The organism is Duganella sp. Dugasp56 (assembly GCF_047304105.1).
GTDB classification, from domain to species: Bacteria; Pseudomonadota; Gammaproteobacteria; order Burkholderiales; family Burkholderiaceae_D; genus Rugamonas; species Rugamonas hordei.
The window spans coordinates 58,659-79,682 of the sequence record NZ_JBGLYQ010000020.1; the positions used below are offsets into that span (position 1 = coordinate 58,659).

Annotated in this window: 21 protein-coding genes; 2 read left to right on the forward strand and 19 right to left on the reverse strand. The window is 65.3% G+C overall.

The features are described from left to right. Positions 1 to 133 precede the first annotated feature (133 nt). Entirely contained in the window at positions 134 to 1,672 is a 1,539-nt protein-coding gene (gene murJ, locus ACCD07_RS15640; RefSeq protein WP_413447871.1) for a murein biosynthesis integral membrane protein MurJ, read from the forward strand. Positions 1,673 to 1,757: 85 nt separating this feature from the next. Here murJ and ACCD07_RS15645 read toward each other — a convergent pair whose 3' ends face one another. From ACCD07_RS15645 to ACCD07_RS15720, 16 genes are all read right to left on the reverse strand, one after another. Beyond that, the gene (locus ACCD07_RS15645) at positions 1,758 to 2,273 is read right to left on the reverse strand and encodes an FxDxF family PEP-CTERM protein (protein ID WP_413447872.1); all 516 of its coding nucleotides are present in this window, start codon (positions 2,271 to 2,273) and stop codon (positions 1,758 to 1,760) included. 234 nt (positions 2,274 to 2,507) lie between these two features. Then, complete coding sequence (locus ACCD07_RS15650; RefSeq protein WP_413447873.1) at positions 2,508 to 3,245, reverse strand: type II secretion system protein; 738 nt, start codon at positions 3,243 to 3,245, stop codon at positions 2,508 to 2,510. A 1-nt stretch (position 3,246) separates the two neighbouring features. Further along, positions 3,247 to 3,627 (reverse strand): type II secretion system protein, encoded by a 381-nt coding sequence (locus ACCD07_RS15655; RefSeq protein WP_176655171.1) that lies wholly within the window; start codon positions 3,625 to 3,627, stop codon positions 3,247 to 3,249. Continuing rightward, entirely contained in the window at positions 3,621 to 4,097 is a 477-nt protein-coding gene (locus ACCD07_RS15660) for a type II secretion system protein (RefSeq protein ID WP_176655170.1), read from the reverse strand. Before ACCD07_RS15660 ends, ACCD07_RS15655 begins: the two co-directional genes overlap by 7 nt. 4 nt (positions 4,098 to 4,101) lie before the next feature. Then, entirely contained in the window at positions 4,102 to 6,084 is a 1,983-nt protein-coding gene (locus ACCD07_RS15665) for a secretin N-terminal domain-containing protein (protein WP_413447874.1), read from the reverse strand. Continuing rightward, positions 6,084 to 6,644 carry a hypothetical protein gene (locus tag ACCD07_RS15670; RefSeq protein ID WP_413447875.1) on the reverse strand — a complete coding sequence of 187 codons (561 nt, stop codon included), beginning with the start codon at positions 6,642 to 6,644 and terminating at the stop codon, positions 6,084 to 6,086. Before ACCD07_RS15670 ends, ACCD07_RS15665 begins: the two co-directional genes overlap by 1 nt. Continuing rightward, positions 6,641 to 7,192, reverse strand: a complete 552-nt coding sequence (locus ACCD07_RS15675; protein ID WP_176655241.1) for a hypothetical protein — start codon at positions 7,190 to 7,192, stop codon at positions 6,641 to 6,643. Before ACCD07_RS15675 ends, ACCD07_RS15670 begins: the two co-directional genes overlap by 4 nt. After that, entirely contained in the window at positions 7,189 to 7,746 is a 558-nt protein-coding gene (locus ACCD07_RS15680) for a hypothetical protein (protein ID WP_413447876.1), read from the reverse strand. The genes ACCD07_RS15675 and ACCD07_RS15680 overlap by 4 nt, the downstream gene beginning before the upstream one ends. Next, complete coding sequence (locus tag ACCD07_RS15685; RefSeq protein ID WP_413447877.1) at positions 7,743 to 8,597, reverse strand: hypothetical protein; 855 nt, start codon at positions 8,595 to 8,597, stop codon at positions 7,743 to 7,745. Before ACCD07_RS15685 ends, ACCD07_RS15680 begins: the two co-directional genes overlap by 4 nt. Next, complete coding sequence (locus tag ACCD07_RS15690; protein WP_176655239.1) at positions 8,590 to 10,248, reverse strand: GspE/PulE family protein; 1,659 nt, start codon at positions 10,246 to 10,248, stop codon at positions 8,590 to 8,592. The genes ACCD07_RS15685 and ACCD07_RS15690 overlap by 8 nt, the downstream gene beginning before the upstream one ends. 32 nt (positions 10,249 to 10,280) lie before the next feature. Next, positions 10,281 to 11,477 carry a type II secretion system F family protein gene (locus ACCD07_RS15695; RefSeq protein ID WP_176655166.1) on the reverse strand — a complete coding sequence of 399 codons (1,197 nt, stop codon included), beginning with the start codon at positions 11,475 to 11,477 and terminating at the stop codon, positions 10,281 to 10,283. 60 nt (positions 11,478 to 11,537) lie between these two features. After that, a complete protein-coding gene (gene gspG, locus ACCD07_RS15700) occupies positions 11,538 to 11,981 on the reverse strand; it encodes a type II secretion system major pseudopilin GspG (protein WP_176655165.1) in 444 nt (147 codons plus the stop codon). A gap of 149 nt (positions 11,982 to 12,130) precedes the next feature. After that, positions 12,131 to 12,919, reverse strand: coding sequence for an XrtB/PEP-CTERM-associated transcriptional regulator EpsA (epsA, locus tag ACCD07_RS15705; protein WP_413447878.1), 789 nt, complete (start codon positions 12,917 to 12,919; stop codon positions 12,131 to 12,133). Positions 12,920 to 12,921: 2 nt separating this feature from the next. After that, on the reverse strand, positions 12,922 to 13,647 hold the full coding sequence (gene phoB, locus ACCD07_RS15710; RefSeq protein WP_413447879.1) for a phosphate regulon transcriptional regulator PhoB: 726 nt from the start codon (positions 13,645 to 13,647) through the stop codon (positions 12,922 to 12,924). 196 nt (positions 13,648 to 13,843) lie between these two features. Then, on the reverse strand, positions 13,844 to 14,467 hold the full coding sequence (locus ACCD07_RS15715; protein ID WP_413447880.1) for an NF038129 family PEP-CTERM protein: 624 nt from the start codon (positions 14,465 to 14,467) through the stop codon (positions 13,844 to 13,846). Between the two features lie 10 nt (positions 14,468 to 14,477). Next, positions 14,478 to 17,513 carry an ExeM/NucH family extracellular endonuclease gene (locus ACCD07_RS15720; RefSeq protein WP_413447881.1) on the reverse strand — a complete coding sequence of 1,012 codons (3,036 nt, stop codon included), beginning with the start codon at positions 17,511 to 17,513 and terminating at the stop codon, positions 14,478 to 14,480. A 260-nt stretch (positions 17,514 to 17,773) separates the two neighbouring features. Here ACCD07_RS15720 and ACCD07_RS15725 point away from each other — a divergent pair, with 260 nt between their 5' ends. Further along, positions 17,774 to 18,538 carry a PEP-CTERM sorting domain-containing protein gene (locus ACCD07_RS15725; RefSeq protein ID WP_413447882.1) on the forward strand — a complete coding sequence of 255 codons (765 nt, stop codon included), beginning with the start codon at positions 17,774 to 17,776 and terminating at the stop codon, positions 18,536 to 18,538. Between the two features lie 9 nt (positions 18,539 to 18,547). Here ACCD07_RS15725 and ACCD07_RS15730 read toward each other — a convergent pair whose 3' ends face one another. From ACCD07_RS15730 to ACCD07_RS15740, 3 genes are all read right to left on the reverse strand, one after another. Further along, on the reverse strand, positions 18,548 to 19,567 hold the full coding sequence (locus ACCD07_RS15730; protein ID WP_413447883.1) for a TIGR03790 family protein: 1,020 nt from the start codon (positions 19,565 to 19,567) through the stop codon (positions 18,548 to 18,550). A gap of 143 nt (positions 19,568 to 19,710) precedes the next feature. Then, entirely contained in the window at positions 19,711 to 20,238 is a 528-nt protein-coding gene (locus ACCD07_RS15735) for an FxDxF family PEP-CTERM protein (RefSeq protein WP_353404264.1), read from the reverse strand. 28 nt (positions 20,239 to 20,266) lie between these two features. After that, entirely contained in the window at positions 20,267 to 20,809 is a 543-nt protein-coding gene (locus ACCD07_RS15740; RefSeq protein WP_353404263.1) for an FxDxF family PEP-CTERM protein, read from the reverse strand. Positions 20,810 to 21,024 lie beyond the last annotated feature (215 nt).

Here is a 21,024-nt window from a genome sequence, read left to right on the forward strand (position 1 = left end):
TGCGTTCAGTGCGTCTGCCGAACCATGTGAGTCAAACTACTGCCTGCCAAACATTAGTGTCTGCGTAACAGAATTCTGTACAGCCTGCGATTATAGCGATATTTTTCGACGGGAGCAACTATAATCACTGCCCATGAACTTGCTCAAAACACTCTCCGCCATCTCCAGCATGACCATGCTGTCCCGTATCACCGGATTACTGCGCGAAACCCTGATTGCACGCGCCTTCGGCGCCGGCGCCTATACCGATGCCTACATCGTCGCCTTCCGCATACCCAACCTGCTGCGTCGGCTGTTTGCCGAGGGCGCGTTCTCGCAGGCTTTCGTGCCCATCCTGTCGGAGTACAAGAACAAGCAGGGCCAGGAAGCCAGCAAGCGCCTGACCGACCACGTGGCCAATACGCTGGTGTGGTCGACGCTGATCGTCAGCGTGGTCGGCATTATAGCGTCGCCGCTGTTTATCTACCTGATCGCCAACGGCCTGGAAGAGTTCGACGCCGCCGTGTGGATGACGCGCCTGATGTTCCCTTATATTAGTTTCATGGCCTTCGTGGCGCTGGCCGGCGGCGTGCTCAACACCTGGCGCGAGTTCAAGATCCCCGCCTTCACGCCGGTGCTGCTGAATATCGCCTCCATCCTGGCCTCGCTGTTCCTGCAGCAGCACCTGGAACACCCGATCTACGCGATGGCGATCGCGGTGTTTGTCGGCGGCGTGCTGCAGGTGGCGATCCAGATCCCGGCACTGATCAAGATCGGCATGCTGCCGACGCTGTCCTGGAACCCGGCCGCCGGCCTCGGCGATCCCGGCGTGCGCCGCGTGCTCAAGAAGATGGGCCCGGCGGTGTTTGCCGTCTCGGCCGCGCAGATCAGCCTGATGATCAACACCAGCATCGCCTCGCGCCTGGCCGAGGGCAGCATTTCGTGGCTGTCCTACGCCGACCGCCTGATGGAGTTCCCGACCGCCCTGCTGGGCGTGGCGCTGGGCACGATCCTGCTGCCCAGCCTGTCCAAGGCGCAGGCCGACGGCGACCAGCAGGAATATTCGGACCTGCTCGACTGGGGCCTGCGCCTGACCTTCCTGCTGGCGCTGCCGGCGGCGGTCGGCATGGCCGTGCTGGCCGAGCCGATGATCGCCACCCTGTTCCACTACGGTAAATTCACCGCCGAGGCGGCCGCCCAGTCCACCCACCCGCTGATCGCCTACGCCGCCGGCCTGCTGGGCATTATCCTGGTCAAGACGCTGGCGCCGGCGTTTTACGCGCAACAGGATATCCGCACGCCGGTCAAGATCGCCATCGGCGTGCTGCTGGCGACGCAGCTGATGAACTGGGTCTTCGTGCCCTACCTGCAGGTGGCCGGCCTGGCGCTGTCGATCGGCATGGGCGCCTGCCTGAATGCGGGCTTCTTATATGCGGGCTTGCGCCGGCGCGGCATCCACCGGCCGAAGCCGGGCTGGACAGTGTTCTGCGTCAAGCTGGTGCTCGCCTGCGGTTTGATGGGCGCGGCCGCCTGGTTCGGCGCGCGTCAAATCGATTGGCTGGGCCTGCAGCACCACGCGCTGCTGCGCGCCGCCGCGCTGCTGGCGTTAATCGGCGTGTGCGCCGGCGTCTACTTCGCCGCCCTGCTGGCGATGGGCTTCCGCCTCGCCGACTTCAAACGCATCGCGCGCTGACCTGAAGCCACAGACGAAAAAAAACCCGCCGCACTGAACGCGATCGTAGCGCGTTCAGGCTGGCGGGTTTTTTAGCGGCTAAGACTTAGGCTGCGTTCTTTGCTTTGCGACGAGCAGCGACAGCACCAACCAGTGCCAGGCCACCCAGCATCATGCCGTAGGTTTCTGGTTCTGGAACTGGCAGAGCCGCAACGGTGGCGGTGTACTGGGTGTTCTTAATAGCGGTAACACCCCATACGTGCACGGTGTAGGTACCGGCGGCCAGGTTGCCGGCCCAGTTCAAGTTCAGCTGGTTGCCGTCGATGTTGGCCGAACCGAACGTGCCACCTGGAACGCCCAGGATCTCAGCGCCGAAACCGGTGATGGCACCAGTTGGAACGGCGAAGGTTTGCTGCGCACCGAACGAGGTTGCCGAAGGCGTATCGACGGTGAAGATCCACGAGTCGTTGATCACCGAGCCGACTGCGACGTACTTGACCGACTTGTCCGACAGGGTGTCCGGACCGGTAGGGTCCAGGGTGCCCAGAATTGTGGTTGTCGCAGACGCGCCGAACGATGCTGCCGCCAGCAATGCGCCGGCCGCGAGAGATTTCAATTTCATATGATTTTCCTTAATCAAACGAATTGTGGCTGCGCTTGCGCCAACCACTTTGTAAGTCAATAGGAGTGCTGCCGAGACAAATAGTAGCATAAAAGCATACATTACAATTGTAAATATTCTATTTTTTATTTCTTATAGTTAACAATTTTCACAATATAAAACACGTATTGCATTGCACCAATTCCGTGAAAGCCTCGCGCATGATTTTGGTGAAAAAAATGAACTTTTCTCACGCTAGTCTTGCTTTACATCAGGATTTTCGGGCTCTTGCGGCGGGGGTGGTGGCGGTGCCGGAGCAGGCTCTTCAGAGGGAGCGGGCAGCGTTTCAGGCGCCGGGACGGGGGTGGCTGGAGTTGGGGCGGTCGGCGCCGGCGTCAGAATTGGTGCAGGCAATGGTGCAGGCATATTTTGTTGTAACGCAGGTACAGCAGGCGCAATTTGCGGCTGGGTTCCCGTCATCGTCGCGGCGCCAGGCAACTCGGACGCCATCGTGAACTTCCACTCGGAGATGTGACTCTTGCCGTCAAATCCAGAATAGCGCGCCGGGAAGTTGCCGACTTTCACAGGTTTGTCATTCGACAAACTGTACACCGCCAGCACGCCCACCTTGTCGCCCAGATAAACAATGCCCCACTCCGGCTTGCCCGTCACCGGATCGACAAACAGCTTGCGCAGGTGGCGGCGGGTCCCGGGAAAACGCGGATCCTTGAGCAACTCCTTGAGCGACGGCGGCTGCGGCGGCTGTCCTTGCGGCGTCGCGTCGGCGTAACTTTTCAAGGCGTCGCTGAATGCGGCGCCGATTTCCAGCAACTCCGTTTCCGCCCTGCTGCGCTGCAATACCGAACCCAGTTTGAGCGACGTCGCGGCCACCAAAGCGATGATGGCGACCAGGATGATCAGGCTAAGGTAGGTGAAGCCGCGACTGCCGGCCAGGCGTCGCGGAATGCGCTGGAATGTTGACGCTTCAGCCATATCACCAGTCGGAATATGGCTTGCCGCTGCGGTCGTTGCCGGGAGCGCCGCTCTTGATGTTGTAGATGCCGCCCTTGGTGGCGTCTTCCGGCGGCACCAGTACCCACGTCGCGTCGCTGTCGGTGATCGGATCGACCGGCAGCCCGCGCAGGTACTTCTTCTCCACCAGCTGCTCCAGCGTGTCCGGATAGCGGCCGGTATCGCCATAATACTGATCGATCACCTGGCGCATATTGCGCAGGTTATCGGCCAGCACCACCTCTTTGGACTTGTCGATGCTGGGGAAATAGCGCGGCACGGCCAGCGTCAGCATCAGGGCGACGATGCCCAGCACCACCAGCAACTCGATCAGCGTGAATCCCTTGGTTTTCATGTTCACCATTTCTTGTACGGCACGCCATTCAGGCCGGTCTTGTCGCTCTGGCTGTAGACATCGTAGACGTCCTCGCCCTCCTTCGGCTGGTCGGCTTCGCTGGCGTAGCTGCGCTTGCCCCAGGTCTGCGACTCGCTCAGCGAGGCGTCGGGATTGAACGGGTCGCGCGGCACCCGGCGCAGGAAGAATATCTTCGCATGCTTGGGGTTTTGCACGTCGGGCACGCCTTCCACCAGTTGCTCCAGCGTTTTCGGATAGCCGGTCGCCCCCAGCGACTTGGCGACGCGGCCCTGGTCGTACGCCACCTTGTAGGCGTCGATCGCCGCGCGGATCTGGTGCAGCCCCTCGCGCAGCTCCTGCTCCTGGCGGCGCTGCACCACCACGTTCGCGGTCGGGATCACCAGGGCGCTGAGCAGGCCGAGGATGGCCAGCGTCACCAGCAGCTCGATCAGCGTGAAGCCCCGCGCGCGCATCGTCATGTCCTTACTGCTGCGGCACCGGCGGCGCAGGCTCGGGCTGAGGTTCCGGCTGCACCGGCTGCGGCTGCACTCCCTGGGTCGGCGGCAGCGGCGCCGGCTGGCCCTGCGAGATCGGCATGGCTTGTACCGGCGGCGGCGGACGCACCGGCGACGGCACGGCGGGCAGCGCGGCCGGCTGCATGCCCGGCACCGGCGGCAACTGCGCCGCCGCACGCGGCGTCAGGTCCGGACGGCGGCGGAAGCTGGCTTCGGTGCCGGCCGAGAATTCCGACGACGACGCTTCCGGACGCTGCACGTTGCGGATCAGGTGCGGCGTGATCGACAGCACGATCTCGGTTTTCTGGTTGTCGTCGCGCTGGCTGCCGAACAGGCGGCCGATGATGGGCAGGTCGCCGGCGCCCGGTATGCGGTTGGCGGTGCCGCGCTCCTCGCTGTTGATCAGGCCAGCCAGCACCTGGTTCTCGCCGTCCTTCAGCTGCAGCAGGGTGGACGCCTGGCGCGTGCCGATCTGGTAGGCGGTGCCGCCGTTCTTGGTGGTGATGGTGTTGGTCAGGTTGCTGACCTCCAGTTGCACGCGGATCGCCACTTCGTTGTTCAGGTAGATGGTCGGCTCGACGTTCAAGGTCAGGCCGACGTCGACGTAGGTGACCGAATCGCTGGCGAAGCCGCCCACGCCGGACGACACCGTGGTGGTAATCACCGGCAGCTTGTCGCCGATGACGACCTTGGCCTTTTCCTTGTTGCGCACGCGTATGCGCGGATTGGCCAGCAGGTTGGAGTCGGTGTTGGTCTTGTTGGCGTCGATGGCCATCGACACGCCGGTGACGCCGATGGTGCGCTGGTTCAGGTTGTTCAGGTCGCGGATCGTGATGCCGGTGCCGCCGGAGGTCGACAACGGCGCCAGGCCGATGCTGGTCGGCCATTCGACGCCCAGATTCATCAAGCTCCCCTTCTTGACTTCGAGGATCTCCACCTCCAGCATCACCTCCGCCTCCGGCGCGTCCTGCAGCGCCACCAGCTTTTCGGCCAGGCGGATCGCCTCCGGGCTGTCGCGCACGATCAGCAGGTTGAGTTTTTCATCGACCACCACGTCGCGCGACTTGAGGATGGTCTTCAGCGTGTTGGCCACCAGCTTGGCCTCGGCGTTCGCCAGGAAGAAGGTCTTGACCGTCATCTCCTGGTATTCCTTCAGCTTGGCCGCCACGTTCGGGTAGATCAGCACCGTGTTCGCGTCCATCACCTGCTGCTCCAGCTGGTTGGTCAGCAGCAGGAAGTAGATCGCCGATTCGACGGTGCTGTTCTTCAGCAGCACCGTGGTGCGCTGGTCGGTCTTGACGTCCTTGTCGAACACGAAGTTCAGGCCGGAGCGGCGCGAGATCACCTCGAACACCTGCTTGAGCGGCGCGTCGCGGAACTCGATCGAGATCGGCTGCTTGTACGATTTCGCCAGGCCCGATTCCACCGCCGGCGGCGCGGTCTTGTCCAGCGCCTCGCGCAGCATCAGGCGCGCCTTCTCGTTGCCGGGGTTCTCGGTCAGCAGCGCGTTGAGCTTCTGCTTGGCCAGTTCGTATTCGCCCTTGTTGAGGTTTTGCGCGGCGGCGTCCAGCAGCTTGCCCTGGCGGCCGTCCCGCTCCAGCGCGCGCAGGCCGTTGCGGGCGCGTTCGTTCGACGGGTCCAGTCCCAGCACGCGGCGGAAGCCCTGCTCCGCCAGGTCCAGCTTGCCCTCGGCCTGCTGGCGCTCGGCCTGGTCGAGGTAGCGCAGGGTGGCGCGGTCGCGCTCCACCAGATAGGCGGAACGGAACTGGGCGTTGCCGGGATCGGCCTTCACCGCCTCCTGGTACTTCAGCAGACCGGCTTCGATCTGGTCTTTGGCGATCAGGTCGCGGCCGTCGCGGTACGCCATTTGTCCGGCACAGCCGCTCAGGGCGATCGCCAGCATGGCGGGCAGCGCGGCGCGGCGGCCCACATTCTTCAGATGACTAGCCATCAGTCGAGGACTCCAATATTGATCTGTTGTACCTGGTTCAAAGGCAGATAGGTCACGGACATCAGCGGCGGCGCGATCCTGTCCACGCGGTAGGTGCCGTCGATGACGGTTTGATTGCGCACCACATAGGTTTTGTCGGCGCGGGACAAATACACTTCCCAGGCGCCGTCGGCGACGGCCTTGCCGATCACGACGAAGGGTATCGGCGGCGCCATCGGCGGTGGCGGCGGCACGTTCACGGCGGATTTGGGCGGCGGCGGTGGCGGCGGCGGGTTCCAGTTCTGACCCAGGAAGACGCCCTCGCCCGAGGCGAACGTGGCCTCGCCGGATTCGCCGACCAGCATCGCGCGCGGCGTCAGGCGCAGGATCGCGACTTCGGCCTGCGGCTTGGCGTCCCTGGAGGCCCGGCTTGCAGGCACGGGAACGGCGGCGGCAGGCGCGGACGCGCGGACGCGCGCCACCGGTTCGGCGATGTCGCCGGACGGCGAGTTATCGCCAAACAGCACCAGGCCGGCGGCGGCGACCAGCGCTACACCCATCACGATTTGATAGGGTTTCATGGTTCGCCGTCCTTCAGGTACAGGGTAAAGCGCAGGCGCGCTTCGACGTTGGCGTCGGCGATGGCGTCGCGGCGGAAAGCGATTTCGTCAAGCGAGGCAAACGGCATGTCGCGCAGGCCCTGCATGGCGAACTGCCAGATCGATTGATACGGTCCCTTCACCGGCAGGTTGATCTGGTAGGTGCTGACGCGGCTGGCCTTGTCGTAGAAGGCCTTGTACTCGCCCTGGCTCAGCGACAGATTGCTTTTCGCGGCAAGGTCGAACAGCACCTTGACCTGCTGCTCGGCGTAGCGCTTCTCGCCCAGCACCTCATAGAAGCCGGCCAGGTTCTGGTTGGCCGATGGCGGCGGCGGCGCCGTCACCAGCGCGGCCGGCGTCGGCAAAGGCTGCGCCATCAGCCGCGCCTGCGCCGCGCGATGCGGCAGCAGCCAGGCCCACGCCGCCACGCCGGCCACGCACAACACGATGGCGATGCAAGCGGGCGCGCCGATACGGCCGAGCGCCAGCCGCGCGCGCAGCACCAGGGCCGCCAGGTTAATCCGGTTCATCGCGCTACCCATGTGGCCTCCAGCTGGAAGCGCAAGGGCCGGTTCGGGTCCTGCTCGTTGATCTCATGGCGGGTCAACATCACGCCGCTGAACAGCTCCTGCTGCTTCAGCTCCGCCACGTAGGCCACCATGTCGTCGCTGGTCTTGGTCTCGGCCGTGAGCTTGAGCACCCGCTTGCGCGGATCCGGCTCCATCGCCACCAGCGCCACGCTGCGCGGCGTGGCGGCGGCCACCGCATCCTGCAGCTCGCGCCACGGCAGGTTCAGTTGCATGATGGCGCCGTTGACGAAGGTGGCCTGCGCCTCCGGTATCGCCACCTGCGCCACCTCGACCGGCCGCGCGGAAATGGCCGCTGCGCGTTCCTGCACGTGCCGCAGCTGGTGCGCGCGCAAGCGCTGCTGCTCGACCAGCTTCCATCCGCCGAAACCGGCGCCGGCGCACAGCAGCAAGCCGAAGCCGGCCAGCGCCAGCAACGCCGGATGGGTGTGGAACAAGCTGCGGCGCAGGCTGCGCGGCGCGAAATCGATGTTCATGCGCTTATTCGTATGTATCATGCGAGGCTCCCGCCGCGCGCCAGCAGCACCATGGCCGACATCTCGCCGGCCGGCGCCTGCTGCGCATGGTCCAATGCCGCGCAAGCGATGCAGGCCGCGTTGGCCGGCGGCTTGCTCCATGCGGCAGGTGCGGCGCCGCATACTTGCAGCGACTCCGGCGCGGCCATGTCCAGCAGCAGCGCCTCGCGCGTCAGCGTCTGGCTCAGCCAGTATTGGTCGGCCCCCTGCGCTCCCGGCAGCGGCAGCACGCGGATGGCGCGGATGCCTTTGCCATCGGGTTCGATGGCGGCCAAGGTCAGCAGGTTGTCGTGCACCAGGCCGAACCACGCGCCCGGCTTGATGCCCCGCCGCCAGCGGTTCCAGGCGGAGACGAAATGCGGTTCGATGCCGACGACGCGCAGCTTGAATTCCTGCGCCACCACCCGCAGCACGGCCAGCAAGGCGCGCGGCACGGCGGCGGCGAAGAACGGCTGCGTCGCGCTCCAGTCGGCGGAAATCTGCCACGCCGTCGCCGCTTCGCCATACAGCGACTGGAAGCGGAAGCCGGCCGCCGCTTCGATGTCCGCCAGACGCGCGGCGCCCGGCGGCGGCGTCACGCGCCACATGCGGGCCAGGTCGTCGGCCAGCACGATGCTGGTCGGCCAGCCGCCCAAGGTGTTGGCACCAGCGTGTTCGCCCAGCAGCGCGCGCAAGGCGTTGGCGATGGCGTCGAACGGATGCTCGCCCGATGGCGCGATCGCCTGCTCGGCCAGCACCGTGACCGGCTCGCCGGTCCAGCGGCTCACGCGCAGCAGGCTGACGCCGGAACCGGAGACGCCGATGCGCAGGGATTGTCCGAATGATCTACGCATGCAAGGTCACCCGTTTGATTTCGGTCAGCGTCGTGCCGCCGCGCTTGACCAGTTCCAGCGCCGCCAGGCGCAGGCTGCGCGTGCCGTTCTCGTAGGCCGCCTGCTTGATCTGGCGGATCGGCCGCTTGTCGACGATCAGCTCGCGGATCTCGTCGTTCAGGGTCAGGATCTCGGCGATCGAGCGGCGGCCCTTGTAGCCGGTGCCGCGGCAGTCGCCGCAGCCCTTGCCCTGCATGAAGCGGTAGTCGTAGACGTCGGCGCGGGCCAGGCCCACGCTGGCCAGTTCCTGATCGTCCGGCGTGTACTGCGCAGCGCAGTGCGGGCAGTTGATGCGCACCAGGCGCTGCGCCCAGATGCCGTTCAAGGCCGACACGAACGCATACGGATCGATGCCCATGTGGGTGAAGCGGCCGAACACGTCGAACACGTTGTTGGCGTGGACGGTGGTCAGCACCAGGTGGCCCGTCAGCGCCGACTGCACGGCGATTTCCGCCGTCTCGCGGTCGCGGATCTCGCCGACCATGATCTTGTCCGGGTCGTGGCGCAGGATCGAGCGCAAGCCTTTCGCGAAAGTCAGCCCCTTCTTCTCGTTGACCGGGATCTGCAGGATGCCGGGCAGCTGGTACTCGACCGGGTCTTCGATGGTGATGATCTTTTCGCGGCCGTTGTGGATCTCGGTCAGCGCGGCGTACAGCGTGGTGGTCTTGCCGGAGCCGGTCGGCCCCGTCACCAGCAGCATGCCGTAGGCTTCCTGCGCCAGCACGCGCAGGGTCGCCAGCGACGGCGCGTCGAAGCCCAGCGCCTCCAAGGTCAGCGAGCCGTAGGCTTCGATCATGGCGCGCTTGTCGAGGATACGGATCACCGCGTCCTCGCCATGGATGCTCGGCATGATGGAGACGCGCAAATCGATCTCGCGCGAGTTGGCCTCGACGCGGAAGCTGCCGTCCTGCGGCACGCGGCGCTCGGCGATGTCCAGCTCCGCCAGCACCTTCAGGCGCGAGATGATCTGCTCGGCGACGTCGATGCCGTTGACGGCGGTGGCGTGATCGAGCACGCCGTCGACGCGGTACTTGACGGCCAGGCCGCCGGAGGTGCTCTCCAGGTGGATGTCGGAGGCGCCCGCCTTCAGCGCGTCGTACAAGGTCGAATTGACCAGCCGCACGGCGGGGCTGGCCGCTTCCGACACCGACGCGAACGACAGCACGGCGGCGGTCTTGCCGTCGCGCCGGCCCTCGCTGGCGCCGGGCAGCAGCGAATCGGTGGCGCGCGCGGATTCTTCCTGCTTCGACAGGTAGGCCTGGATGTCGGCCTGCAGCGCCAGCCGCGTTTGCAGCGGCGCGTGCGGCGTGGCGCGCGCCTGCGTGCCCAGCCAGGTCTGCAGGTCGAGATCGAAGGGATCGGCGATCACGCCGACCACCATGCCGTCGTGCCCGCGCAGCAGCACGCAGTGGCGCGCCATCGCCTGCGACAGCGGCAGCAGCTCGAAGGCCGGGGTGAAGGCCAGCATGTCCACGGTCTCCAGCACGGCCATGCCGAACGGATGCGCCAGCGCCTGCACCACCAGGCGCGGCTCCATGCCGCTCAAGGCTTCCAGCTCCTCGACCAGCGTGCGTTTCGATTGCTGGCGCAGGTGGCGCGCGCGCGCCACCATGGCGGTATCCAGCACCGGTGGGGCCTGGAGCGTCACGACATGTCTCCGGCCAGATCAAATATCGGCATATACAGCAGCACCACGATGGCACCGACGACGAGGCCGATGGCCGCCATCAGCAGGGGTTCAAAAGTACGGGTAAAGCGTTCGATCCAGCGGCTGATTTCACCGTCGTAGAAGGCCGCCGACTGCGTCAGCATCGGCCCCATGTCGCCGGTGCGCTCGCCCACGCGCAGCATGCGCAGCGAGATCGGCGTGGTCAGCTGGTTCGATTCGAACGCGGTCGACAGCGGCAGCCCCGCCTCGATATCGGCGCGCGCCGCCTGCAGGTTCTGGCGGATGCCGGCCGACACCATGCCCTGCACGGTGTCGATCGCATGGATGATGGTGATGCCGCCCTCGCTGAGCATGCCCAGCGTCAGGTACAGCCGCGACAGCTCATAGATGCGCACCCGCTCGCCGATGCCCGGCAGGCGGCCCAGCAGCCGCGCGAAGCCGCCGTTGCCCATCAGCTGGCGCACGCCCAGCGCCAGCGCCGCCAGCACGGCGGCGATCCCGCCCAGCAGCAGCATGGTGTGCTGGCCGGCGAACTGGCCCCAGTTGAGCATCTGCTGCGACAGCCACGGCAGGTTGCGGCCGGCGCCCTGATAGACCTCGGCGAAGCGCGGCACCACGTAGCCGATCAGGAACATGCTGACGCCGCCGCCGACCAGCAGCAGGATGCAGGGATAAATCGCCGCCGACACCAGCTTGCCGCGCACCAGGTCGATGCGCTGCTGGTAATCGATGAAACGGGACAGGGAGCGCGGCAGGTCGGAGGTGCCCTCGGCCGCCTTGACGATGCCGATGTACAGCGGCGGGAACAATTCCGGCTGCTCGGCCAGCACGGCGGAAAAGCGCTGGCCTTCGCGCAGGCCGGACAGCAGGCGTTCCAGCACGCTGCGCGTGGCCGGGCTGCTTTCCTTTTCCAGCAGCGCCTCCAGGCCCTCGACGATGCCCAGGCCGGCCGTCAGCAGCGCCAGCAGCTCCTGGCTGAACAGCACCAGCGAGAGGCCCTTGCCGCGGCTCTTGCCCCGTCGCAGGCCCAGCCCGCCGCCGGCCGGCGTGATGGCGCTGACGAACAAGCCGCGCGCCTCCACCTGACGGCGCGCGTCGGCCTCATCGCGGCCATCGATCAGCAGATGCGAGATGACCATATCGGCCGACAATGTGCGGACATCGAACTGCATGGCGAAAACTACTTTCCGTGACGGCTGGGATGATTAGCTTACTACGAGATTGTTGCCGGTTTATTGCGAGCTGATGTCGGCGTCTTCGCCGGTGCCGCCGGGCTGGCCGTCGCGGCCCAGCGAAGTGATCTCGAACTCGGACTTGGTGCCCGGCGCCTTGTACTGGTATGGATGGCCCCATGGATCCGGCGGCACGCCCTTCTTCAGGTAAGGGCCGTTCCATTTGGCGCCGGCCGTGGCAGGCGCCACCAGCAGCGCGTTCAGGCCCTCGTCGGTGGTCGGATAGCGGCCCACGTCCAGGCGGTAGGTGTCGAGCGATTTTTCAAACGCTTCGATCTGCGCCTTGGCGATCGTCACTTCCGACTTGCCCAGCTGGGCGAAGTACTTGGGGCCCACATAGGCCGCCAGCAAACCGATAATAACGATGACCACCAGCAGTTCCAGCAGGGTAAAGCCGCCAGCCTTGTGAGCTGCGGTCTTACGGGAATTCTTTGCAACTTCCATCCTAACGACTCCTTAATTCGCCACGCCCTGCGGCAAGATGTCAGAGGCTACCATGCGGTTTGCATACCAGACAATCTTTTCTTGCCGTGTGCGCCTGCGGCCGCGCCAGATTGCGACGGTTTCATGCCCGTTATCGGAATAACAATCTCTCAGGCGGCTTCCGCCAGGGCCAGCGCCGGCTGTTCGAACAGGTGCAGCGCCATGCCGCGCGCGATGGCGTGGGCACGGTTGGACACCCCCAGCAGGCGGTACAGCCGCTGCAGGTGATTCTTGACCGTCAGGCCGCTGATGCCGAGGATCAGGCCGATTTCCTCGTTGCTCTTGCCCTCGCGCACCCAGTACAGGATTTCCATCTCGCGCGCGCTGGCCGGCCGCGCCCGCGCGCCGGCGCGGGCCTGGCGCTGCTGCTGGTTGATGCGCTGCAGCGCCATGTGCAGATGCGGCAGCAGCAGTTCGAGGAAATAGGCGTGACGCGCGCGCGGCCGGTGCGGCAGGCCGAACAGCGCGAAAAAGGTGGCGCCGCCCGGCAGGCGCTCGCTGCCGTGGAGCAGCAGGTTGTCCAGGCCCAGGTCGCGCAGCTCGCCCAGGAACGGCGCCAGCGGATGGCGCTCGGCGCCCGGCGTGGCGTCCAGCATGGCCGGCAAACCGACGCCCTGGCGGCAATGGCGCGCCAGCCGCAGCGCCAGGCCGTCGTCGCGGTTGCCCAGGCGGCCAAGCAGTCCGGCGTCCAGCACCGTGCTGTGCACGCATTCGACGTGCTGCACCTCGTCCTGCGGGCCGAACTGCAGGCACATCATAACCTGGTGCGGCAGCAGCGCCTGCAGCTGGCCCTGCGTCCACAGGAAGAACTGGCCCGCCTGCCGCACCGGCAGCGCCGCCTCGATCGCGTGCAGCAGGTACTCCTGCTCCAGCTTGCTCAAGATGACCAGTTGTTCCACGGTCAGACCCTGGCCGCCATGCCGGCATGCCCGCTGGCGCTGAAGCGGTAGCCGCTGCCGCGCACGGTTTCGATGCGCTGCTGGTGGCCGCTGGGCTGCAGCGCGCTGCGCAGGCGGCCGACGTGGGTGTCGACGGTGCGCTCGTCCAGGTAGACGTCGCTGCCCCACACCTGGTCGAGCAGCTGGGCGCGCGTGTGCACGCGCTCGGGATGGCTCATCAGGAAGTTCAGCAGCTTGAATTCGACCCGGCCCATGGCCAGTTCGCGGGCGCCGGCGGTCACGCGCAAGGTGTGCGGATCGAGCCGCAGGCCGGCCATCTGCACCGCGTCGGCGCCGTACCGTTGCACGTGCGACTGGCCGCGGCGCAGCAGCGCGTGCACCCGGGCCACCATCTCGCGCGGGCTGAAGGGTTTGGTCATGTAATCGTCGGCGCCGCTTTCCAGCGCCATGATCTTGTCCGGCTCGCCGCAGCGGGCGGTCACCATGATGATCGGCAGGCCGCGCGTGGACGGCTGCGCGCGCAGGCGGCGTATCAGCGACAGGCCGGACTGGCCGGGCAGGTTCCAGTCCGTCATCAGCATGTCCGGCACGCCGTCTTCGAGCATCAGCAAGGCGCTCTCGGCGTCGCACGCGCGGCTGACCGTGTGCCCGGCCATGCTCAGGTTGAGGGCTATCAGTTCCTGGATCGCAGGTTCGTCTTCAATGACAAGGATATGGGCGGGTAGCATGGCAAATCCGTGTAAAGGAAATACTATGCAATAAGCAAACTGGCATTACTAATATGATTTGTATTGAGAATTCAGATATTTTTAGTATATATCCAGTGTTTACCTGTATTACTTGCGGTTTAGAACAGACGATCTAAAATCGTGCGCGCATAAAAAAACGACACATTGCTGTGTCGTTTTTTTGCGCGGCTAAAACTCAGGCCTGCAGCTTGCGGCGGCGGGCCAGGCCAACCAGCGCCAGGCCGGCGCCCAGCATGGTCCAGGTCGTTGGCTCGGGCACGGCGCTGACGCTGCCGATCGTGTGATCGTGGATGTCGAGCGCCACGATGCCGGCGCCGGCGGTCGGCTGCCAGGTCAACGACAGCAGGTTGCCGAACTGATCGACATCGCCCAGCTGGGTGGCGCCGTCGGCGCCGTACAGCGCGACCGAAAACTTGGTCGGAATGGCGGCCGGCGCCGCATCCGACAAGCCGCTGAAGCTGACGTCGAAGCTGACCTTGCCGCCAAACGCCACGCTATGGAACAGGTCGTTCCACGACGTGCTATTGCCGAACAAGAAGCCTCCGGCCTGCTGCTGCACGTCGCCCGACAGCACAGCGTCGGCCGAGCTACCGAAGCCGCTCAGATTGCTGATCACGGCGCCGGCCGAAGCGACCGGCATGTTCGACGGATTGAATTGCAGGTCGATCCAGCCGGTATCGCTGAACTGGCTGGTGTCCAGCTCCACGTGCATGGTCTGGGCCGACGCCAGGCTGGCGCCGGCGGCGATTACCAGCGCCAGCAGCGCGCGGCGTACGAAAGAGAGATGAGATGCGAACATGGTGTGATCCTTAGAAAGAGCCGGTATAGATTTTGGTGGTGTAGCTGATATTGGCGCTGCCGGTGCGGCTGAAGCTCAGCGCGAACGAGGCCGTCGCGCCGGGCGCCAGCGATGCCGTGTTGACCGTGATGTAAGGCGCGCCGGCATGGCTGCCGGTGGCGTTGACCAGGGTCACGCTGGCGTCCAGTCCATCGAACTCGACCTGGAACGGACCGTTCAGCGTGGTGCTGCCGGTGTTGGTGATCGAGAAGGTCGAACCGAACTTGCCGGTGGCGCGGTTCAGCACCAGGCCGGTGCCGACGGCGCGGAAGCTGCCGGTGACGTCGGTGTACGGCGCCGCCAGGTTCAGGCTGATGACCACCGGATCGTGGTCGGACGCGCGGTACGGCGCGCTGGTGTACTTGTCCTGCGGCTTGCCGTCGGTGTTGTAGTCGACCACGGTCGGCTCGTCGGCGTTGTTATGCCATTCGGCGGCGCCTGCCACCTGCGGGCTCAGCGCGGCGCTGGCCAGCGCGTGGTCCAGGTAGCCCGCTTCGCCGTTGAACACGAACGAGTACGGCATGTCGCCGCTGCCGCGCACGAAGCGCTCCAGCTGGTTGACGTAGCCGGTGGCGGTGATGGTGTTGATCGGATCTTCCATGCCGTAGGAATTGAAGTCGCCGATCAGCAGCACCTTGGCGTCGCCGGCGGCGCTGACCACCTGCGGCACGAAGGTGTTGACCAGGCGCTGCGCCTGCAGGATGCGGGTGGCGTTCCAGCAGCTCTGGCTGTCGTTGTGGTCGGCGTCCGGACCGCTGCCGCTCGGGCAGCTGCCCTTCGATTTCAGGTGGTTGACCACCAGCGAGAACTTGGCGCCATTGGCCGCCTTGAAGGTTTGCGCCATCGGCGGACGGTTGTTGATGGCGTCGCCGTCGGTCAGCGCATTGCCGACCATGGTCAGCGCCGCCGGCTTGTAGATCATCGCCACGCGGATGGCGTCGGTGCCGGTGGTGGACGGCTTCGGTACCACGGCGTAGGTCTTGAGGCCGGTGCCCGGCGAGATCGCTTCGTTCAGCGCATCGACCAGCTTGGTCACGGTGTACTCGCCGCTGTTCTGGATTTCCATCAGGCCGAACACGTCGGCGTTGATCGCCTTCAGTTCGCCGACGATCTTGGTGGTCTGGCGGTTGAACTCGTTCAGGTTGTCGGCGCCGCGGCAATTCGACTTGGCCACCGACGAACCCAGCGAGCAGCCCTGGTTGGTGTTGCCCTCGACGTCGGTGCCGTTGGTGAAGGTGGTGAAGTAGTTCAGCACGTTGGCGCTGGCCACCTTGATGTTGCCCGGTGCCAGCACCGGCGGATCGGTGCGCGGATTGTCCTGCGAGAACACCGGCGCCACGGTCGGCTGCAGCTTGAAGCCGGCACCGCCGCCGCCCTTGGCGCCGAAGTCGACCACGCCGGTCAGGTCGGACACCGTGTCGCCGGCGCGCAGCGAGCCGTCGGCGCCCAGGTAGGGAATGGTGGTCGGCGTGACGAAGATGCCGTCATCCAGCACGATCTGGTTGAGCGCGTTGGCGGCGGCGTGCGCCAGCGCTTCCGGGGTGCCGGCGCGATAGCGGTTGGAAGCGATTTCCAAGCGGCCCGACGACAGCGTGACTTCGCCGCGGTCGCCCAGGAATTCCAGCTGCGACACGGTCAGCGGATTGGTGAAGCGCACCAGCATGCCTTCGACCTGGCCCAGGTTCGGATGCGGCAGCTGGACGTTGGTCGGGGTGATGCTGATGCCGCCGGCCAGCTTGACGATGGCGCTGATGTTTTGCAGCTCGGTGTAGGCGTGGCCGCCGGCGACCGGCGCGTAGTCGCTGACGCTGCCGGTGATGCGGATCTTGTCGCCGACCTGCACCGTGCCGGTGTTGGCGGCGGTGGTGTAGACGAACATGCCGTCCGAGGTCAGCGGATCGCCGTCGCCGGTCTCGTCCTGGATGAAGAAGCCGGAGCCGACCTTGGCCGTGACCACGCCTTCGGTGGTCTGGATGGTGCCGGCGTACGGGCTGGTGTCGCCCTGGCCCTGGATTTGCGGAATCGTGTGGGTCAGCGTGGCCGGCGCGGCGACGCTGACGTTGATGGTGCAGCTGGTTTGCTGGGACTGGTCGTTGTCGAAGCGGATCGTCACCGGATAGGTGTTGGCCTGGACCGAGGCGGCCACGTTCAGGCTGACGGTGGCGTTGCCGCCGGCGGCCGATGCCGCCAGGAAGTTGGCCAGGCTGATGCCCGGCACGGCCGCCGAGGTGATGACGGCGTTGTTGACGACGCCGTCGCTGTCGGTGGCGCTCAGGTCGGCGCTTCCGCTGATACCAAAGGCCAGCGACAGGCTGGTCGGGCAGGTGGCGACGATAGGCGGCGCGGCCGGCACGCCGCACGCATGCAGCGCGCTGGCGCGGTTGCGCGGGGTCGGCTCGCCGGCGCTGAAATCGGTGCCGTTGTTGTCGGCGTCGGTGCAGCCGGCGGCGGCGCGCAGCGCGGCGGTGGTGTTGCTCAGGGTTGGCGCGGCGGCGCTGCCTTCAAAGTAGCCGGCGGAGCCAAAGCCGATCAGGTCGACATAGGAACCGGCGGCGGGCGCCGCGCCGGCCAGCGCGCTGACGTTGCCGACCAGCGCCACCTTGCCGGTGGTGCCGCTCAGCGCCAGGGTGCCGATGGTATCCGGTGCCGGCAGGCTGTCGGTGCCGCCGGTGCCAACCGCTTCCTGGACCAGGAAGTACTGGCCGGGCTGCAGCACGGTGTTGCCGGCGAGCTTGGTGACCTGCCAGCTGCTGCCGGTGGCGCTGGCGTATTGCACGCTCCAGCCGCTGATGTCGACGGCGCTGTCGCCGCGGTTGAACAGTTCGATGAAATCGTTCTTGTATTTGGCGCCGGAATTGCCGCCGCCGCCATACACCTGGCTGATGACGATGGGGGTGGCGGCCAGGGCCTGGGCCGACAGGCCCGCCATCAGGGCGGCGGCGATGATGGTGCGCCGGCCAGGCGTGGCGGCGGCCCGGGTGGCCGGTGTAGCGAAGAATTTTTTCATGAACAGTCCTGGAATGTTGGCAAATTGATTTTGAAGCTTGCAATTTGCATATTAAGGGCCGGCCATGACGCCATGATGACGCCGGCTTAGTCCGTTCAGACTAAGCCGGCTGTTGTGACGGCGGCACGTTGTGCGTTGTCGACAATAAAGCGTGATACAATAATAATTGCCGTTCAGGAATGAAATTGTTTTTCCAAGAACGTTTTTCGCCCCTCCCCGCCGAGCGATTTGTTTGTTAAATACGGACATACACGACCACAATGCATACAATCGAACACCTCTGCACCCGCGCGATCCTGGCCGGCTTGCTGGTGACCGGCTATACCAGCGCCATCGCGGTCCCCGTCATTGAAGCTCACAGCGGCCTGCAAACGCACAAGCCGAAGCCGCCGGCTTCCGGAATGGGCAACTGCGTCGGTCAGCCGGTGACCGCCGAGCGCTCCAAACCCAACACCGCCTGGAATGGCGGCGACGACGCGCCGCTGTCGTCCCGCGCCCAGCGCGCGTTGAACGGCGGAGGCAAGAACGACCTGGACAGCTACACCGGCCGCTGCCGCCTGGCCGACGCCAACCACGACGCCTCGGAACCGCTGAACGACGGTCTCGATCCGGACAAGCTGCTGGCCATGCTCGATGAAATGGCGGACGGACGGCGCACGCTGAGCACGGAAGAAGAACAGGCGCTGCTGGACAAGATGGGCAACAACGTCCACGTCGAGCTCGACAGCACCGACAACGAGCTGCATGCCTATATTGGCGACGGCCTGAACCGCCAGGACCTGGGCCAGCTGGCGCGCCTGGATCTGCAGCAGGCGGAAGACGACGGCTTGATTGTGCTGCGCTTCGACCAGAGCGACGGTCGCTACGCACAAGGCAACAGGCGCCAGGCCGGCGACCAAGCCGGCGGCGGCGCCCTTATCGGCTTGGGCAGCACTGCCGCCATCCCCGAACCCGCTACCTATCTGATGTTGCTGTCGGGCTTGGCGCTGCTGGGCTTGGTCCGCCTGCGTCGGCGCGGCGCCTGACACGCCGGCCTAGCGCCGGTAGGGCGCCGCCAGGGGTTCGCCGATGAACACGCCTTGCGCCGGCCACGCCACGCTTTTCCAATACGCCTCGATCGCCGTCTCCCCCGCCAGATAGTGCCGCAGCAGCACGGTGGGCTGGGGGAATTTCTGCCAATAGTTGCACGGCTCGGTCACCGAGCCGTAGCTGGCGGTCGCGCCCGCGTCCAGCCAGCGCAGGCTGCTCATCTGGCCGTCGCTGAGCAGATCGCCCCCGGTCGAGGTCAGATGATCGGCCAACGCGCCCGGCAGGAATTGCAGCGTGTCGAGCTTGGCCACCCGCGCCATGCCGGTCTGGTAGATCATGATGTCGCCCTGCCCTTCAATGCTGTCGGCGCGCAGGTTTTTGATGGTCAGCTTCTTCGATGCCACCGTGCCGGACGGCGGGAAAAACGGCGCCCGGCTGTTGCGCGGCGTCTCGCTGGTGACCAGGTACCACGCGGTGGCGGCCGGCACGCTGAAGCCGCCCACCATGCCACGTCCGATCAGCGCCTTCGCGCCCTCCACCGACTCGGTCGGCAGCAGCATCGACAGGCGCATCTGGTAGTCCCTGAACGGCTGACCGCCCGGCGCATTGAAATAGCTGCTGGGCTTGCCCGGGCCGCAGGGCTTCTGACACAGCCCCACATCCAGGCCCAGCGTGAAGGCCGAGGTGATCGAATTGCACTCGACCGCATACGGCGCGGTCCACACCATCAGCACGGCCTGCACCTGCGGCCCCAGCCCGGCGTCGATCTGCGCCTTCAGCTGGCGGAACTGCTCTGCGTCGAGCTTGCGCGGACGGTTGGGAATGTGCACGTGCACCACGTTCTGCGCCGGCACCTCGCGCGTGGTGCGGTAGTATTCGCCGATCTCGACGCTGCGTGGATCATCGTCGTTGATCACCAGCCCCAGCTGGGCGGCACGCAATTCGGAACCGCTTTGCGGGCGGATCATCTGCGCGCGGGCGGCGCAGCAACTCAGGAGGGCGGCAAGAAATAACAGTGTGCGCAACGCGGGATCCATGGCAGCAGGCGGCGGCGCCGCCCTACTGCGCATTATATCGGGTTCACCGGGGACGGAAAATAAAAACACCCCGCAAACCGTCAGGCTTGCGGGGTGAGAGGAGCGGGCCGCCCGAAGGCGCGGCCGGTATATCAGGCGCTCTTGCGACGGCGGGCGATCACGCCAACCAGGCCCAGGCCAGCCAGCAGCATGGCGTAGGCGTCCGCTTCCGGCACTGCCGATACCACCAGGTTGCCCGAGTAGCTGATCGCGTCGGCAGACTTGATGGTGCCTTCGACCTTGAAGAAGTAGTTGCCGGCGGCCAGATTGGTGCCAGACAGGATCCACAGGCCGCTGTCGACGTCCAGGCTGCCGGTGGCGGCGGCGATCGGCGAACCGACTTTATACAGGTCGAAGCGGCTGAAGTCGATGCCTGCGTTATCGCCGATGCTGACCGACGACACATTGCTGTCGGCGCTGCTCAGGCTGGGAATGGAGAAGTTGAACACGTCCGAGAAGGTTTTGTCCAAGTTGCCTGCGCTAAAGGCGCTGGCCGGACCGAAGTCCGAGGTGCCGTCAACCAGGGTGATGGTGGAGGTGCGCTGGAAATCAGCCGCGCCGGCGAAGGCGCTGGCGGCGGCCAGAACCACGGCCATCAGGATCGAAGTATATTTTTTCATGCTTGTTCTCTATCTTAAAGTGGGCGAATTACGCGGCTTTGCGGCGGCGTGCGACGAAACCAACCAGGCCCAGGCCTGCCAGCAGCATGGCGTAGGTATCGGCTTCCGGTACCGCCAGCGCTTTCAGTGCGATGTTGCCGGAGAAGCTGCCGGCGCTGTTCGAATTGACCTTGCCCACCACTTGCAGGTAGTAGTTGCCCGTGTTCAACACCAGATTCGGCGTGCTCAGCTTCCAGTTGTCGACCTTGCCGGTCGATTTCTGCACACCCGAGTACAGCAGGGTGCCGGCGCTGTTATAGACCAGGAAATTGGTCAGGTCCAGGCCGACAGCCGCGGTGCTCGAGGTCGAGGTCAGGTCGGCTGACAGCAGGCTCTTGGCGCTGACGTGGAAATTGAAGACATCGGTGAACGTGGCCTGGGCCAGGCCGGTGCTGAAGCTGTCGCCGTACTTGGCGGCGCTTGCGCTCAGGTCGATGGTTTTAGGCGTATGGGTCACTGTCGCCGCGTTAGCGGAGAAAGCGGCGGCGCCCAGCAACAGGGCTGCAACGATAGCGTGTGAAGTTTTTTTCATGCCTGCCTACTATTAGGATTAAAAGATGCCGGGAAGACATCATGCTTGTTGGGAACTACTCATCTGACGCCAGTATATTACAATTTGCACATTGAAGCTTGCAAATGTAGAACTTTTTTTTTAAAAATTCACCATGGAAATATTTGTCCTCGAACATCCCCATTTTGCCCGGGGAAATAAGAAAAAGCCGGGTCGCCCCGGCTTTCAGAGTGTTG

Bases quoted from the DNA above. Each gene is read 5' to 3' on its own strand.
- murJ (WP_413447871.1), top strand. From the start codon at position 134: ATGAACTTGCTCAAAACACTCTCCGCCATCTCCAGCATGACCATGCTG.
- ACCD07_RS15645 (WP_413447872.1), bottom strand. From the start codon at position 2,273: ATGAAATTGAAATCTCTCGCGGCCGGCGCATTGCTGGCGGCAGCATCG.
- ACCD07_RS15650 (WP_413447873.1), bottom strand. From the start codon at position 3,245: ATGGCTGAAGCGTCAACATTCCAGCGCATTCCGCGACGCCTGGCCGGC.
- ACCD07_RS15655 (WP_176655171.1), bottom strand. From the start codon at position 3,627: ATGGTGAACATGAAAACCAAGGGATTCACGCTGATCGAGTTGCTGGTG.
- ACCD07_RS15660 (WP_176655170.1), bottom strand. From the start codon at position 4,097: ATGACGATGCGCGCGCGGGGCTTCACGCTGATCGAGCTGCTGGTGACG.
- ACCD07_RS15665 (WP_413447874.1), bottom strand. From the start codon at position 6,084: ATGGCTAGTCATCTGAAGAATGTGGGCCGCCGCGCCGCGCTGCCCGCC.
- ACCD07_RS15670 (WP_413447875.1), bottom strand. From the start codon at position 6,644: ATGAAACCCTATCAAATCGTGATGGGTGTAGCGCTGGTCGCCGCCGCC.
- ACCD07_RS15675 (WP_176655241.1), bottom strand. From the start codon at position 7,192: ATGAACCGGATTAACCTGGCGGCCCTGGTGCTGCGCGCGCGGCTGGCG.
- ACCD07_RS15680 (WP_413447876.1), bottom strand. From the start codon at position 7,746: ATGATACATACGAATAAGCGCATGAACATCGATTTCGCGCCGCGCAGC.
- ACCD07_RS15685 (WP_413447877.1), bottom strand. From the start codon at position 8,597: ATGCGTAGATCATTCGGACAATCCCTGCGCATCGGCGTCTCCGGTTCC.
- ACCD07_RS15690 (WP_176655239.1), bottom strand. From the start codon at position 10,248: ATGGTGGCGCGCGCGCGCCACCTGCGCCAGCAATCGAAACGCACGCTG.
- ACCD07_RS15695 (WP_176655166.1), bottom strand. From the start codon at position 11,477: ATGCAGTTCGATGTCCGCACATTGTCGGCCGATATGGTCATCTCGCAT.
- gspG (WP_176655165.1), bottom strand. From the start codon at position 11,981: ATGGAAGTTGCAAAGAATTCCCGTAAGACCGCAGCTCACAAGGCTGGC.
- phoB (WP_413447879.1), bottom strand. From the start codon at position 13,647: ATGCTACCCGCCCATATCCTTGTCATTGAAGACGAACCTGCGATCCAG.
- ACCD07_RS15715 (WP_413447880.1), bottom strand. From the start codon at position 14,467: ATGTTCGCATCTCATCTCTCTTTCGTACGCCGCGCGCTGCTGGCGCTG.
- ACCD07_RS15720 (WP_413447881.1), bottom strand. From the start codon at position 17,513: ATGAAAAAATTCTTCGCTACACCGGCCACCCGGGCCGCCGCCACGCCT.
- ACCD07_RS15725 (WP_413447882.1), top strand. From the start codon at position 17,774: ATGCATACAATCGAACACCTCTGCACCCGCGCGATCCTGGCCGGCTTG.
- ACCD07_RS15735 (WP_353404264.1), bottom strand. From the start codon at position 20,238: ATGAAAAAATATACTTCGATCCTGATGGCCGTGGTTCTGGCCGCCGCC.
- ACCD07_RS15740 (WP_353404263.1), bottom strand. From the start codon at position 20,809: ATGAAAAAAACTTCACACGCTATCGTTGCAGCCCTGTTGCTGGGCGCC.